Raw genomic sequence first — 14,999 nt, 5'->3', positions numbered from 1 at the left:
ATTAATCGTCGAATTTTTGGCCTAAAATATTACCTTTAAAATCTGTATAAATTTCCATCATATTGTTTGTTCTAAATTTATAGCCATTTATTTTTTTATCTACTTCTACAATAGCTGCATTTGGTTGTACTGCTTGTACTTTTGCAATAATTTCTTTTGGGATAAATCCTGTTGGAATGCCTTTGTATTTACCATCAACTTCTTTCCAGTCTCCATTGATGATAAAGTCAATTTCAGTCCCATCAACTAAATTTACTTCATAAGAATCTACATCTTGTTTTACATAACCTACATTTACACCTTTAAAATGAGTGTTTAAAAACTCTTGAGCTTTTTGAGGTAGAGCATTTGGACTTACAACCATATCTGCAAACATAGAACTTGCACAAACTAAACTAGCTAACATTAATTTTATTTTCATTTTTTCTCCTTTAAATAAAAGTAAAAAATGATATTAACTGCTTGTGAAATTTATGTGAATTTAATTTTTAAAACCAACTATTTTATTTTTATCAAATGAAGATTCTATTTCTTTTTCTATTGTATGTAAAAAATCACTCATTTTAAAAACACCGTCCTTAGAAATAGCTGCTTTCAAAGCTGTATTTTTAACTACCATAGCAATTTGAGCTCCACTTAGCTCATACAAAGCAAGGTTTTTTAAATCAAAATTATCATCAAATTTAGCATTTTTAGGTAAAGCTTTTTGCCATATCATCAAGCGTTGTTCGTAATTTGGCTTTTTAAATTCTATTTTATATTCAAATCTTCTTGAAAAAGCCACATCTAAACTTTCTAAAAAATTAGTCGTAGCTATAATAACTCCACTAAAACGCTCAATTTGTTCTAGAAAAATATTTTGCATTTGATTGTGCATTTTATCAGCACCGCCACTACTTTCTACCCTAGTACTTAAAAATTGATCAGCTTCATTTAAAAGCAAAATAGGACTTTGTTTGCTTGTTTGACAAAGCTCTTTATAAGTATCAAAAATTTTTCTTACATTTTGCTCACTCTCGCCCACATATTTGCTTAAAATTTTAGAACAATCAAAACTCAAAATAGATTTTTTCATAGCTTTTGCCATACTTAGCGCACTCATAGTCTTACCCGTGCCAGCAGGACCATAGAAAATTATCTTAGCTTCTATGTTTTTATTTGTTTTTATACCCCATTTATTTAATCTTTCTAAAACCTTTTTATCTTGTTGTTTTAATATACTTTCCAATAGATCTTTAGTGCTTTGGGGCATAATAACATCATCTATATTAATATTTGGCTCAATTAGCTCAAAAATATCTTGTTCTTTAACTAAATTTTGAAGTTTAATTTTTTTATTCTTCTTTGGTTCTTTAAAATTAATAATTCTTTGTAAAATATCATCACTTAAATAAAAAATCTTAGTTATATCACCCAAAGAATTAACAAATTCATCATATTCTAAAAGATTTGAACTAAGTAGCTTAGAATCTTCTTCTAGTAAGACTTTGTTTTCTTGTTTTTGAACATCATCTTCGCTAATTAAATGAAGTAAAAAATTAAAATCTCTACTATAAGAATTTTCAGTATTTAGCAAATACTCTTCTTTTAATAAACTAATAAATATCAAACATTCTTTATCGTTTAAAGCATACTCTTTAAAAATATCTGCCAAAACATTAGAAATTTTACTCTTTTTTAAACGCTCTTTAATATATGCTTCAAATATAGCTATATCTTTTTTAATATTCTTACTTTGAGAGCTTTTAGCAAAAAAACGCAATCTTTGATATAGCTCGATTTTAAAAAATTCATCTTTTAAATATGCAATATGATCTTCATAAATTTGATCTTGCATAAAATCTTGTATAGTTTTATTTTCTAAAATTTGTAAAAAAACCTCACTTAAACTTAACTCGCATTGTAACAAATTTAAAAATAAACTTGAGTTTTTACTCGATTTAAAATCAGAAAAAATTTGAATAATAAAACCTTTTTCTATAAGATTTTTAAGATCTTTTAAATGATCTAAATACTCATATTCATCATTTTTAAAAACTTCACTAAGAAGATTATAGGCATTAATGCTTACATTTGCTTGTAAATAATTTTTACACAAATGCTTTAAAATTAAAATTTCATCTTCACTGCATTGTAAGTTTTTATAAATATTGCTTTTAAAAGTATCATTAAGAAAAAGTTTTAAATCTTTCATATTTTCCTTTATATTGATTTTATGCTAAATTTAATTTTAGATTTTTTGTCACTAAAACTCATATTTTTATCACAAACCTCATAAAAAATATCATAATTTTTGCTTATAATATTTTGAGTAAAACCACAAGAAGTGATTTGCTTATTTTTCCCATAAAAAATAGGTTTTTTGTAAATTAAATCTTGCAAAAAATCATCATAATATTCATTATTAAAAAATCTTTTATTAAAAAAAGTTTTTGCATAACATACACCATTAATGCAAATTTTATCCATGATTTTTAACTCAAGTAAAGCCTTAGAGGCACTATAAAGTTCTAAACTTGTAAAATTTTTTCCCTCATATAAAAAGCCATAATCAGCAAATCTAAATTGAGGGGTTTTTAAAACAATATAAGCACTTTGTGATTGTGTTTTACTTTTTAAAGCACAAGAGCTTAAAAAAACACATACAAAACACAAAAAAATTATTTGAAGTAACTTTATCATTTAAGGTTTTTAAAACTAAGATTAAGTTCTAAATTTAACTCTTTTACTATTTTCATCACGCTTTGTAAATCATCAATTTGCTTACCAACTACGCGAATTTCATTGCCTCTAATACTTGAAGTTACCTTTAGCTTACTATCTTTTATAGCTTTATTAATCTTCTTAGCACTATCAGCATCAATGGCATCATTAACTTTTAAATTCAATCTAAAATTTGCTCCACTCTCCCTGTTTAACTCTTTAATACCATTAGGGTTAATCCCTCTTTTAATAAGTTTTGAAATAACAATATCTTTTAGCACTTCAATTTTTGCTTCACTTGAACAAGTAAGCTTATAAATACTTTCTTTTTCATTTAGCTCTATTTCACTTTTAATGCCTTTTAAATCATATCTGCTATCAAGCTCTTTTTTAGCTTGCTCTAAAGCATTTTTTAGCTCTTGTTTGTCAATTTCCCCACTAATATCAAAACTATGTTCATTTGCCATTTTCTATAAACTCCTTAAGATTATTAAATACGATTTGGACTAAATTTTGTATGGATTCTTCACTAGCCCATGCAACATGTGGAGTGATAATTAAATTTTCTTTATTTTTTATATTAAGCAAAGGATGATTTTCAACCATAGGTTCTACTTCAAGTACATCAAGCCCTACTCTAATATTTTTTTCATCCATAATTTGAGCTAAATCTACTTCATTAATAATCCCACCACGACCTACATTAATTAAAATGGCCTCATCTTTTAAAAGCATTAATTCTTTCTTGCTTAATAAATTTTTTGTTTTTTCATTTAAAGGTGCATGGATACTTATCACATCAGAAGTTTTTAAAAGCTCTTCAAGGCTTACTTTCTCATATGTATCATCATTATTAACCCCTGAGGTAGAATAATAACAAACATTTGTTCCAAATATTTGCGAAGCCTTAGCTACCTCTTTACCTATAACTCCAAGCCCTATAATACCATGTTTTTTTCCTGTTAGAGTATGTAAAGTTCTACTAAAATCAGTGAATATTGGGCTTTTTACCCAAAGCCCTTGTTTGGTCCATCCATCATAATATGGGATTTGATTTAAAAAAGCAAAAAGCAAAGCAAATGTATGACTTAAAACACTTTTGGTAGAATACCCAGCTGCATTTTTTACTATTATACCTTTAGAATTTGCATAAGCTACATCTATATTATTTACCCCTGTGCCAAGCTGCAAAATGAGCTTTAAATTGGTGTTATCTATAACTTCTTGATCAATGATGACTTTATTTATCATCACAACTTGTGCATCAGATATTCTTGAGATAACCTCATCTTTAGATGTAAGTTCATAACTTACAAATTCCCCAATACTTTCAAAAGCTGTTAAATCAGCTCCACCTAAAGTAGCAGCGTCTAAACATACTATTTTCATTTTTTATCCTTTAACAATGTGCCCTACAAATTTAGAATAATTATCAAGCACCAAACCACCTTTTCTAAAACCTAAACCACAACCCTCATAAGCAAAGAAAACTCCTGCTTGATAATAATCATTTTCATTTTGATTAAACTCAGCAAATTCTTGATACACAAAACGATTGTTTTGATAATCTCCACTTGTTTCAAAACTTATATCTCCATTAGCTTCTATAATAGAAACATTTGCTCCTTCTCTACCAAAAACAGGCTTTTTAACACATTTTTTACCCACTAAAGGCTCATCGCTTGTTTCAAGCAATAAAGGATGATTTGGATAAAGCTCCCATAAAATTTTCATTATACCCTTGCTTTGAAAAAGTAAAGTATAAGCAGGATTTAAAATAATTGCTTTTTGATTTTGCATAATTTGAGTTAAGAGCATAGTAAGTTCACCCTCTTCTATAGCTATACTTTCCCAAGGAATGAGTTTGAAAAAATACTCAAAATTTACATCATTTTTAAAAATTCCTTCGGGTGAAAATTCTACCTCATCAATATAAGAAAATTCACTCTCAAAACCAGCTTCACTAGCAATGTGTGCTAAAAGTTTTGTTGTAATCATATCCTCATCACTACCTGCAATTGAAGAAAACAATATTTTCCAACCTTCATAATATTTTTCAAATTCACTTACATCTTCTTCTAAGGTTATAAGTCTTTTAAAATTATCTCTTAAAGCTTCATATATATTATTAAATTGCGAGCTTTCATCTAAGTTGTTTTGCTTTAAAATAGCCCATTGCAAAATAGCACTTTCAAATAAAGATGTTGGAGTATCAGCATTAAATTCTATTAGTTTTATAGGCTTACCATCAAGCCCACCTGCTAAGTCAAACCTACCATATAAATGCCAATGCACATCATTTTCCCAACTCATCTTAATCGCATCAACCAAATTAAAAGGAATTCCAAGCTCGTCAAAACGATCATTATCAATCACTTCTTGCGCAGCAGCTACAAACATATCATAAAGCTCATTAACTGCTTCGTAGTATGCATTTGCTTCATCTTCCCTTACACAAACTAAATTAGAATCTAAATAATCACTTCCATCATTATCCGTATGCCATGAAAAACCTATTTGCTCTAAATAAGATTTTTCTAAAGGATTTACTTTTAAAAAATTCATTTTTTCACCTTTTAAGAGCCAAAAGAATTTGTAGAGCTTGAAGTAGCTTTAGAGCCACCACCAAAAAAGCCTGATTTTTTTGCATTTGATCCTGAAGTAGCACTTGTACTTGCTTTATTAAAGCTATTTACACTTCTTTGATAAGCACTTTGATTTGAAAATGCTCCTCTTTGTTGATTTGCAAAATTTTGATTGTTAAAAAGCTTTGAACCTATCCAACTTCCCAAAATAGCTCCAGCCGCACTCGCAAGCAATGTCTCGCCTAAAGAAAGCCCACCGCTACTCATTTGGGCATTGTTTGGATTTGTTAAATTTGAAGTACCATTGTCTATTTTAGCGGCTTCTTCTTGGATTAATTTATCCATTTCTTCTTTGCTTAAAACCCTTTCAGTTCCATCAAGTTGTTTTAAGACTACCCTAGTTTCATCACTTGGAAATTGATCTTTGATTTTGTATTGATTTGGAGCGGTTTCTTCAATAATAACAAAGGCCCCTTGAGTATTTGCCGCTTGACTTAAAGCGTTATTGCTAGAATCATTTGTATTATTACTACATGCACTTAAAGCACCTGCGCTAATTGCAGCAATACCACTCATCATACTAAGTTTGAGTATAGTTTTAATATGTTTCATAATCTTTCCTATAAAAATTTATAAATTTAACTTAATAAGATTTTAACAAAAAAAGTATTAATAAAAATTAATTGTTTTAGTTTATCATAGTCATTAAATTACTACTTAAAATAAACACAGCAAAAGCAAAAAATATAAAAGCACTTAGATAATCAATAAGTTTTAAATTCTTTTGATAAATTCTTACCATAAATGGTTTAGAAAATAATAAAGAAATCAAAGAAAAATAAATTATAGTTTCTAAAATCAAAACAAATATCAAGACTATCAGCATCCATCGCATTTGTGTAAAATCAAAACTTGCAAAAACACTGGCGAAATAAAAAATTGCTTTAGGATTAGATAAATTTGTAATCATTCCACTTAAAAATGCAGATATATAAGTTTTTTGAACTTTAATTTTGTCATTTTTTGTATTCTTGTAAATCTTAAAAGATAAATACAAAAGATAAAATGCTCCAAAACTTGATAGTATAATTTGTAAAAATGGGAATTTATGAAAAACGACATTTAATCCGAGTATAGAAAGTATAATCCATATACTAACAGCTAAACTTACTCCCAAGCTTGCCTTTAAAGCACTTTTAACCCCTTCTCTTAATGCATATGAACTTACTAAGAAAAAATCAGGTCCTGGTAAAATAAGTCCGAAAAAATGAATAATTATAATCCAAAAAAACATAAATATTTTAACGAAGAAAGCCGATTTCTCGGCTTTTTTGGTATTAGAGTCTTGACTCGTAGCGTCTAAGCATATAAAGTCTTTTAAGCATTTTTTTGCGTGCTGAAATTTTTTGTTTTTTGCGAATTTCAGTCATAGGCTCAAAAAATCTTCTAGCGCGAACTTCAGTAACAACTAGATTTCTATCTACTTGCTTTTTGAATTTTCTATACGCTTCATCAAAAGACTCATTAGGATGTACCTTGATTCCTGGCACGACCCTCACCACCTTTCTTTAAATAAATTTTAAAATAAGGATTATATCATAATTTTCTTGAAAATAAAACTTATTTTTGTAATAATTATATAAATAAAAATTAAATATAAATTATTAATTAAGACAAAGTTTGATTTAATTTTTCTAATACTACAATATAAAGAAATATTTCTAAGGAAAATAAAATGAATGCTCACATCACAAACTATACTAAAAAAAGATATATAGCTTATATCATTTCTATGATCATTTTTATAGCACTACCTTTTATAAAAATAAATGGAAATCATTTCTTTTTATTAAGCTTTGATCATAAAAAACTTAATTTATTTTTTATCGCTTTTGATACTCAAGAGCTGTATTTAATGCCTTTTGTTATCATGGGTATGTTTTTAACTATACTTTTTGTTACTACTTTAGCAGGAAGAATTTGGTGTGCTTGGAGCTGTCCTCAAACTATTGCTAGAGTTATTTATAGAGATCTTTTGCAAACAAAAATCTTTAAAATTCATAAAAGCACAGCAAATAAACAAAAGCAAGTCAGTGGATTTTTCGTCAAAAAAGCTTTAAGTATTGTGATTTTTTATCTTTTTTCATTGTTAATGATGAGTGCATTTTTATGGTATTTTGTACCACCTGAAGATTTTTTTACATACATTCAAAATCCTGCTGATCATTTATTACTTTTAGGGATTTTATTTTGCGCTTCTTTGGCTTTTACTTTTGATATAGTATATTTGGGTGAAAAATTTTGTGTTTATGTATGTCCTTATGCAAGAATTCAATCTGTAATGTTTGATAATAACACCGTTCAAGTAATATATGATGATAAAAGAGGAGGTATGATTTATGATGGACATACCAAACTTTATCAAAAGCCACCACAAGGTGAATGTATAGGATGTGAAGCCTGTGTAAAAATTTGTCCTACACATATAGATATACGCCAAGGAATGCAACTTGAGTGTATTAATTGTCTTGAATGTGCCGATGCTTGTTCAAAAGTTCAAGCCAAATTTAATCGTCCTAGCTTAATTAATTGGACTAGTGCAAAAGCTATTGAAACAAGGGAAAAAGTAAAATATTTTAGATTTAGAACTATTGGATATTTGGTTGTTTTGTGTGGTGTTTTTGTGGCTTTAGTTTTAATGGGAAGTAAAAAAGAAAATATGCTTTTAAATATCAACCGTTCTAGTGAGCTTTATCAAATCAGAAAAACCCATGATGGAGAATTAATTATTAGTAATGCTTATGTATTTTTATTTCAAAACACCGATAATAAAACTCATGAGTATTATTTTGATGTGAAATTACAAGGCATTGAAGATGGCTTAGAAATCATTAGACCTAAAAAATCTTTTAAACTAAAAGCTGGCGAAAAAGATAAACATATAGTTGTTTTAAAAGCTACTAAAAAACTAGCCGATAATGATAGAAAAGACACTGTAATACCATTAACCATCAAAGCCTATGCACTTGATGATAAAAATATTGTCATATTACGCGAGAGTAATTTTGTGTATCCTAAAAACTCAATTATAGAGCATAAAAAATACTAAAATGAAAAAAAGAATTTCTTCAAAATCTCAAGCAAGGCTTGAAAAAATCAAACAAATCGCTGCGGAGTCATTTTTAAAAAATGGCTACGAAGCAACTAATCTTAAAGATATTATCAAACAAGCTGGTGGATCTTTTTCTTGCGTATATGAGCATTTTAAAAGTAAAGAAGGTTTATTTGAAGCGGTTTTAAATGATTTTGCAGAAAATCATTTTTTAGCTATTTTGAAAAAGAATATGCGACTTTCACCTGATGCTAATTTAGAAGAATTCTTATATCAATTTGCAAAAGCTTATTTAGGGATTTTTAACGACACCAAAACTATAGCTATAGTAAGACTTTTGTATTCTGAAATTTATAATGAAAAATTTGATTTTGGAAAATGGTTTAAAGGAAGCAATAGAAAAGAAGTAGAATATGTTCTTCGAAAAAGATTTGAAGAAGAAAATGAAATTTTAGCTCAAAATGCTGAATTTTTAAGTTATACTTTTTGCGCTATGCTTAGAGGGACATTTTTTATACAAAGCACTTTTGAAAATAAAGTTTCAATGAATAAAAAAGAACAACAAAGCCATGCAAAAAAAATCGTAAAGCTTTTTACTCAAGGTCTTGTTAATTTTAATTAACTAAAGATTGATAAAATAGTATTTATTAATTTTGTAATATAAATTACTTTTTATTTAGCTAAATAAATAACTTAAGGAAACAAATGAAAACAAAACTTTTAACTCTAGCTTGTGCTTCTCTTATCTTTATAGCATGTTCAGATGATAAAAATGCACAAGTTAAACAACTCCCTCCTCAACCTGTTAGTATTATGACTATGCAAAGCGCTAATTTACCTTTAGAATTTACTTATCCTGCGAGATTAAGTACTGAATTAGATGTAGTAGTCAAACCTAAAGTAAGCGGTGAAATCAAAGCAAAATACTTCAAAAGTGGTCAAGCTGTAAAAAAAGGCGATAAGCTTTTTCTTATAGAACCTGACAAATACCAAGCAAGTGTAAATATGGCTTATGGAGAAGCTTTGGTAGCAAGAGCTAATTTTGATGATGCTGAAAAAAATTTTAAAAGAGATAGTATTTTAATAGAAAAAAATGCTATTTCACAAAAAGAATTTGATGCAAGTTTGGCTAAATTTAACTCCACAAAAGCTAATCTAGAAAGCGCTAGAGCAAAACTTGCTAATGCAAGATTAGACTTAAAATACACCATAGTAAGTGCTCCTTTTGATGGAATTTTAGGTGATGCGTTAATGGATGTGGGTGATTATGTAAATGCTTCATCTACTGAACTTGTACGCATTACAAACATTAACCCAATTTTTGCAGATTTTTATATTTCTGATGTAGATAAAATCAATATGAATAAAAATATTCAAAGCGGCAATTGGAAATTAGAAAATATCCAAGTGCAAGCTAATGTTGGTGGAGAACTTTTCAATGGAAAATTATATTTCGTAGATAGCGTTATAGATACTCATAGTGGTGGAGTAAAAGCAAAAGCTATTTTTGATAACAACAATTCAAACTTAATGCCTGGCTCTTTCGCAAATGTTCATGTTGGTGGTTTTGTTCAAAAAGATGGTTTTGAAATTCCTCAAGTTGCGCTTTTGCAAGATGATAGTGCTACTTATGTTTATACCCTTGTAGATGGAAAAGTAGTTAAAACTATTGTTAATGTTATTTATCAAACTTCTGATAAAGCAATTATTGATAAGGGCTTAAAAAATGGGGATAAAGTGATTTTAAATAACTTCAAAAAAATCCGTCCTGGTGCAAGTGTTAGCGTAATGGAGAATAAATAATGTTTTCTAAATTCTTTATAGAAAGACCTGTATTTGCTTCTGTTGTAGCTATTATCATTTCTTTAGCAGGTATTATAGGACTTTATTCTTTACCCGTGGAGCAATATCCTTCCTTAACTCCACCCGTTGTTAAGGTAAGTGCAACTTACTCAGGAGCTGATGCTCAAACGGTGGCTCAAACGGTGGCTATTCCTCTTGAAGATGCAATCAATGGGGTTGAAAATATGATTTATATGGATTCAACTTCAAGCTCTTCAGGAGATATGAGCTTAAGTGTATATTTTAATATAGGTACAGATCCTGACCAAGCAACAGTTGATGTTAATAATAGAATTTCAGCTGCTATGGCAAAACTACCTGAAGATGTTAAAAAAACTGGTGTTAGTGTAAGAAAAACCGGTTCAAGTATATTAGAAGTTGCTACTTTATATTCTCCTGATGGCTCTATGGATTCACTCGAAGTGTATAATTATGCTGCATTAAATATTTTAGATGATCTTGCTAGGGTTCCTGGTGTGGGTAATGCCGTAGCTATTGGTGCAAGAAATTATTCTATGAGAATTTGGCTTAATCCTGATTTATTAAACAAATATCAAGTTACTGCAACTGATGTTATTGCTGCAATTAGCGAGCAAAATGCTCAATATGCTACTGGTAAGATAGGTCAAGAACCTGTGGTGGAAAGATCTCCTTATGTGTATTCAGTAACTATGCAAGGAAGATTAAAAAATACTAAAGAATTTGAAGATATTATCATAAGAGCAAATAGTGATGGCTCTTTTTTAAGACTTAAAGATGTAGCCGAAGTTTCTTTAGGATCAAGAGAATATACTTTTAAAGGTAGATTAAATGGAAATGACGCTACTCCTATTTTGATTTTCTTACAAACCGGAGCAAATGCTGTAAATACAGCAGAATTAGTGCAGAAAAAATTTGAAGAACTTTCTAAAAATTTCCCTGAAGGATTAACTTATAAAGTGCCTTATGATACAACTATATTTATTAAAGCTTCCATTAAAGAAGTGGTAAAAACTTTCTTTGAAGCATTAATTTTAGTTGTAATTGTAATGTATTTGTTCTTAAAAAATTTCCGCTCAACTATTATACCAATGATTGCTGTTCCTGTTTCTATTTTGGGAACTTTTGCAGGATTATATGTCTTAGGTTTTAGTATCAATCTACTTACACTTTTTGCCTTAGTATTGGCTATTGGTATTGTTGTTGATGATGCAATTATAGTAGTTGAAAATATCGATAGAATTATGCATGAAGATCCAAATATAAGCATAAAAGAAGCAGCTATTAAAGCTATGGATGAAGTTGCTGCACCTGTTGTTTCTATAGTTCTTGTACTTTGTGCGGTTTTCATACCCGTTTCATTTATATCAGGTTTTGTGGGAGAAATTCAAAAACAATTTGCCATAACCTTAGCAATATCTGTTACTATATCAGGCTTTGTAGCTTTAACACTAACTCCTTCTTTATGTGCAATTTTTTTAAGAAGAAATGAAGGTGAACCTTTTTATTTTGTGAAAAAATTTAATGATATTTTTGATTGGTCTACCGAAGTTTTTGGCGCTGGTGTGGCTTATATACTTAAAAGAACAGTGCGTTTTATGTTAATTTTTGTAATCTTTTTGGGTGGTTTATATGGACTTTTCAAACTTGTTCCAAATTCACTTGTTCCAAATGAAGATCAAGGAAACTTTTTAACTATTGTCAATCTACCCGCAGCATCTTCGCTTAATAGAACTACTCAATCAATGGATGCTATGGCAGAAGAAATCCGCAAAAATGAGAATGTAACTAATGTGGTAGGACTTATAGGCTATGATCTTTTTACAGGTTCTTTAAAAGAAAATTCTGGCGCAATGTTTGTTAATTTGAAAAATTGGGATGATAGAGATATTAGTAGTTTTGATTTAGTTGGATCTTATAACAAACAATACTTCTTAAATCCAAATTTTCAAACTTTCTTTGTTAATCCACCACCAATCCAAGGTTTAAGCTTAACTGGTGGTTTTGAGATGTATGCACAAAATCGTAGCGGAAAAAGTTATGATCAAATTCAAGTTGATGTAAATAAATTAGTTGAAGCAGCAAACAAGCGTCCCGAACTTCACAATGTAAGAACAACGCTTGATACTAATTTTCCGCAATTAAAACTAGAAATTGATCGCGATAAAGTAAAACTTTATGGTTTAAATTTAGCTGATGTATTTAGCACTCTAAATGCCACCATAGGAACTTATTATGTAAATGATTTTTCTATGCTTGGAAAAAATTATCGTGTAAATATAAGCGCAATTGGAGATTTTAGAAATACTCAAAATGCCTTAAAAAACATCTTTGTTAGATCAAAAGATGGTTCTATGATAGCTCTAGATAGCGTTTTAACATTACAAAGAAGTGTTGGTCCTGATGATGTAAAACGCTTTAATATGTTTCCATCGGCTTTAGTGCAAGGTGATCCTGCTCCTGGCTATACTTCAGGACAAGCCATTGATGCTATTGCTCAAGTGGCAAAAGAAACTTTAGGAGAGGATTATTCTATTGCTTGGTCAGGTTCAGCTTATCAAGAAGTTACAAGTAGCGGTGCTGGACAAATAGCATTTATGCTAGGACTATTATTTGTATTTTTAATTCTAGCAGCACAATATGAAAGATGGCTCATGCCTTTAGCAGTAATTACGGCTGTGCCTTTTGCAGTATTTGGTTCTTTGCTTTTTGTATGGCTTAGAGGATTAGAAAATGATATATATTTTCAAACAGGACTTTTACTTTTAATAGGCCTTTCTGCTAAAAATGCCATTTTGATTGTTGAATTTGCTATGGAAGAGCATCTTAAAAAAGGAAAGAGTATTTTTGAAGCTTCTATTAGTGCAGCAAAATTGAGATTTAGACCTATTGTAATGACTTCATTGGCATTTATTTGTGGTATTTTACCGCTTTTCTTTGCATATGGAGCAGGAAGTGCAAGCCGCCATGCGATAGGTACAGGTATTATAGGTGGTATGATAGCAGCTTCTACTATAGCCATTTTCTTTGTACCTTTATTTTTCTATTTACTAGAAAGTTTTAATAAATGGCTTGATAAAAAAAGAGGTAAAATCAATGCGTAAGTTAATAATTTTTGCAAGTTGTTTTTTAATAACAGCTTGCAGTTTAAAACCAAATTTAGAAATTAAAGATGTAAATTACACTAAAAGCTTAGATCAAAACATTAGCATTAACAAACAATGGTGGAAAGCTTTTGATGATAATTATTTAAACACCTTAGTCGATCAAGCTTTAAAAAACAATAACGACTTGCAAATTGCATATATGAATTTACAAAAAGCTTATGAGGCTTTAGGTATAGCAAGAAGCGATCTGCTTCCTAAACTAGATGGAAGTGCTAGCGGAGCAAGAGCAAAAACTAGCATCAATGCTCCAAGCAACAAAAGTAATGAATTTGTCTATGGCAATGATTTTAATATGGGTTTAAATTTAAGTTATGAAGTAGATTTATGGGGTAAATACAGAGATACTTATAATGCTTCAAAAGCAAAATTACAAGCTAGTGAGTTTGACTATGAAAGTGCAAGATTAAGCTTAATTTCTAATGTAGTAAAAACTTATTTTAATCTAGCAAGCTTAAGTGAGCAAGTAAAAATTTTAGAAGAAACAACCCAAAGTTACCAAAAAACTTATGAGTTAAAATTAGAGCATTTTAAACTTGGAGTAATTAGTGAGTATGAGCTTAACAAATTTAAAGCTGAACTTGAAAATTCAAGAGTTTTACTCACAAATGCTAAAATTCAAAAAGAAGCTAATATCAAAGCTTTAAAAATCTTAACTTCAAATGATATTGATGATATACTTTATAATAGCATAGAGTATAAAAAAATAGGACAATACGAGCTTAGCATACCTGAGGGCATTGGTAGTGAAATTTTGCTTCAAAGACCTGATGTGCAAGCTAGTTTAAAAATTTTAGAAGAAAAAAACTATCTTGTTGGAGTAGCCAGAACTGCATTTTTACCAAACCTTTCTTTAACAGGACTTTTGGGCTTTCAAAGTAATGATTTAGATCTTTTAGTCAAACATGGAAGCAATACTTGGAATGTGGCTGGAAATTTTGCAATGCCGATTTTTCATTGGGGTGAGATTATGAATAATGTTAATATCGCAAAACTTACCAAAGATGAAGCGTTTTTACAATATGAAAACACCTTAAAAACAGCCTTTGGAGAAATAAGACTTGCTTTATTTAACCACCAAGGCTATTATGAAAATGAGCAAAATTATAAAAATTTATTTCTAGCTCAAAGTAAAATTTATGAAATTTCTACCTTAAGATATGAAAATGGCGTGATTAATTTAGCTGATTTTTTACAAGATCAAAGAAATTACCTAAATGCTAAACTTTCTTACACTAACTCATCTTACGAGCTTGCAAATTCCATTGTAGATGTTATGAAAGCCTTTGGTGGTGGATTTAACGCTAAAGAAGAATCAAAAGAAAATATCAAAGCTATGGAAGAAAACTTAAAAGAAAACTTTTATAACAACTGAGCCTTAAGGCTTAGTTGTTAATGCATTTGAATTTGAATTCTTTGATTAAAATTATTATTTCCTCTATCTTTTGGGCTATTATGCTCAAAACGATAACGCATATTACCTGAAACATTAACATCTTGAAAAATTTCATCTAAAGGTGCAGAATTTGACACGCTTATAAGCCCTAATAAAAATATAAAAAATGCTATAAAAATATTTTTCATTATAAAGCCTTTGTAAAAATATGATACAAT

15 protein-coding genes are annotated in these 14,999 nt (G+C 29.2%); 5 read left to right on the top strand and 10 right to left on the bottom strand.

Going from position 1 to position 14,999, the window contains the following annotated elements:
- Position 1: 1 nt before the first annotated feature.
- From L8W57_RS01925 to rpsU, 9 genes are all read right to left on the bottom strand, one after another.
- Entirely contained in the window at positions 2-421 is a 420-nt protein-coding gene (locus tag L8W57_RS01925) for a PepSY-like domain-containing protein (protein WP_133319056.1), read from the bottom strand.
- 60 nt (positions 422-481) lie between these two features.
- On the bottom strand, positions 482-2,194 hold the full coding sequence (locus tag L8W57_RS01920) for an ATP-binding protein (RefSeq protein WP_220566935.1): 1,713 nt from the start codon (positions 2,192-2,194) through the stop codon (positions 482-484).
- Positions 2,195-2,202: 8 nt separating this feature from the next.
- On the bottom strand, positions 2,203-2,682 hold the full coding sequence (locus L8W57_RS01915; protein ID WP_133319058.1) for a hypothetical protein: 480 nt from the start codon (positions 2,680-2,682) through the stop codon (positions 2,203-2,205).
- Positions 2,679-3,170, bottom strand: a complete 492-nt coding sequence (locus L8W57_RS01910; protein WP_133319059.1) for a YajQ family cyclic di-GMP-binding protein — start codon at positions 3,168-3,170, stop codon at positions 2,679-2,681. The genes L8W57_RS01915 and L8W57_RS01910 overlap by 4 nt, the downstream gene beginning before the upstream one ends.
- Positions 3,160-4,092 (bottom strand): D-2-hydroxyacid dehydrogenase, encoded by a 933-nt coding sequence (locus L8W57_RS01905; protein ID WP_263661893.1) that lies wholly within the window; start codon positions 4,090-4,092, stop codon positions 3,160-3,162. The genes L8W57_RS01910 and L8W57_RS01905 overlap by 11 nt, the downstream gene beginning before the upstream one ends.
- A gap of 3 nt (positions 4,093-4,095) precedes the next feature.
- A complete protein-coding gene (locus L8W57_RS01900) occupies positions 4,096-5,268 on the bottom strand; it encodes a glutathionylspermidine synthase family protein (RefSeq protein WP_263661892.1) in 1,173 nt (390 codons plus the stop codon).
- 11 nt (positions 5,269-5,279) lie between these two features.
- Positions 5,280-5,900 carry a UPF0323 family lipoprotein gene (locus L8W57_RS01895; RefSeq protein WP_263661381.1) on the bottom strand — a complete coding sequence of 207 codons (621 nt, stop codon included), beginning with the start codon at positions 5,898-5,900 and terminating at the stop codon, positions 5,280-5,282.
- Positions 5,901-5,976: 76 nt separating this feature from the next.
- A complete protein-coding gene (locus tag L8W57_RS01890) occupies positions 5,977-6,582 on the bottom strand; it encodes a LysE family transporter (protein ID WP_263659242.1) in 606 nt (201 codons plus the stop codon).
- 43 nt (positions 6,583-6,625) lie between these two features.
- Positions 6,626-6,838, bottom strand: coding sequence for a 30S ribosomal protein S21 (gene rpsU, locus L8W57_RS01885; RefSeq protein WP_002780697.1), 213 nt, complete (start codon positions 6,836-6,838; stop codon positions 6,626-6,628).
- 185 nt (positions 6,839-7,023) lie between these two features.
- On the opposite strand from rpsU, the gene ccoG reads away from it, so the two are divergent.
- From ccoG to L8W57_RS01860, 5 genes are all read left to right on the top strand, one after another.
- A complete protein-coding gene (gene ccoG / locus L8W57_RS01880; RefSeq protein ID WP_133319064.1) occupies positions 7,024-8,397 on the top strand; it encodes a cytochrome c oxidase accessory protein CcoG in 1,374 nt (457 codons plus the stop codon).
- Position 8,398: 1 nt separating this feature from the next.
- Positions 8,399-9,022 (top strand): TetR/AcrR family transcriptional regulator, encoded by a 624-nt coding sequence (locus tag L8W57_RS01875; protein ID WP_133319065.1) that lies wholly within the window; start codon positions 8,399-8,401, stop codon positions 9,020-9,022.
- An 83-nt stretch (positions 9,023-9,105) separates the two neighbouring features.
- Positions 9,106-10,203 (top strand): efflux RND transporter periplasmic adaptor subunit, encoded by a 1,098-nt coding sequence (locus tag L8W57_RS01870; RefSeq protein ID WP_133319066.1) that lies wholly within the window; start codon positions 9,106-9,108, stop codon positions 10,201-10,203.
- A complete protein-coding gene (locus tag L8W57_RS01865) occupies positions 10,203-13,325 on the top strand; it encodes an efflux RND transporter permease subunit (RefSeq protein WP_133319067.1) in 3,123 nt (1,040 codons plus the stop codon). The genes L8W57_RS01870 and L8W57_RS01865 overlap by 1 nt, the downstream gene beginning before the upstream one ends.
- The gene (locus tag L8W57_RS01860) at positions 13,318-14,760 is read left to right on the top strand and encodes an efflux transporter outer membrane subunit (protein WP_133319068.1); all 1,443 of its coding nucleotides are present in this window, start codon (positions 13,318-13,320) and stop codon (positions 14,758-14,760) included. Before L8W57_RS01865 ends, L8W57_RS01860 begins: the two co-directional genes overlap by 8 nt.
- A 17-nt stretch (positions 14,761-14,777) precedes the next feature.
- On the opposite strand, the gene L8W57_RS01855 is transcribed toward L8W57_RS01860, so the two are convergent.
- Positions 14,778-14,969 carry a mini-MOMP protein gene (locus tag L8W57_RS01855; protein ID WP_133319069.1) on the bottom strand — a complete coding sequence of 64 codons (192 nt, stop codon included), beginning with the start codon at positions 14,967-14,969 and terminating at the stop codon, positions 14,778-14,780.
- Positions 14,970-14,999: the final 30 nt, after the last annotated feature.

It is taken from the genome of Campylobacter sp. IFREMER_LSEM_CL1890, from assembly GCF_025772045.1.
Classification (GTDB): Bacteria; Campylobacterota; Campylobacteria; order Campylobacterales; family Campylobacteraceae; genus Campylobacter_D; species Campylobacter_D lari_D.
Note: the sequence above shows the minus strand (reverse complement) of the source record. Positions and strands in the feature narration are given on the sequence as shown.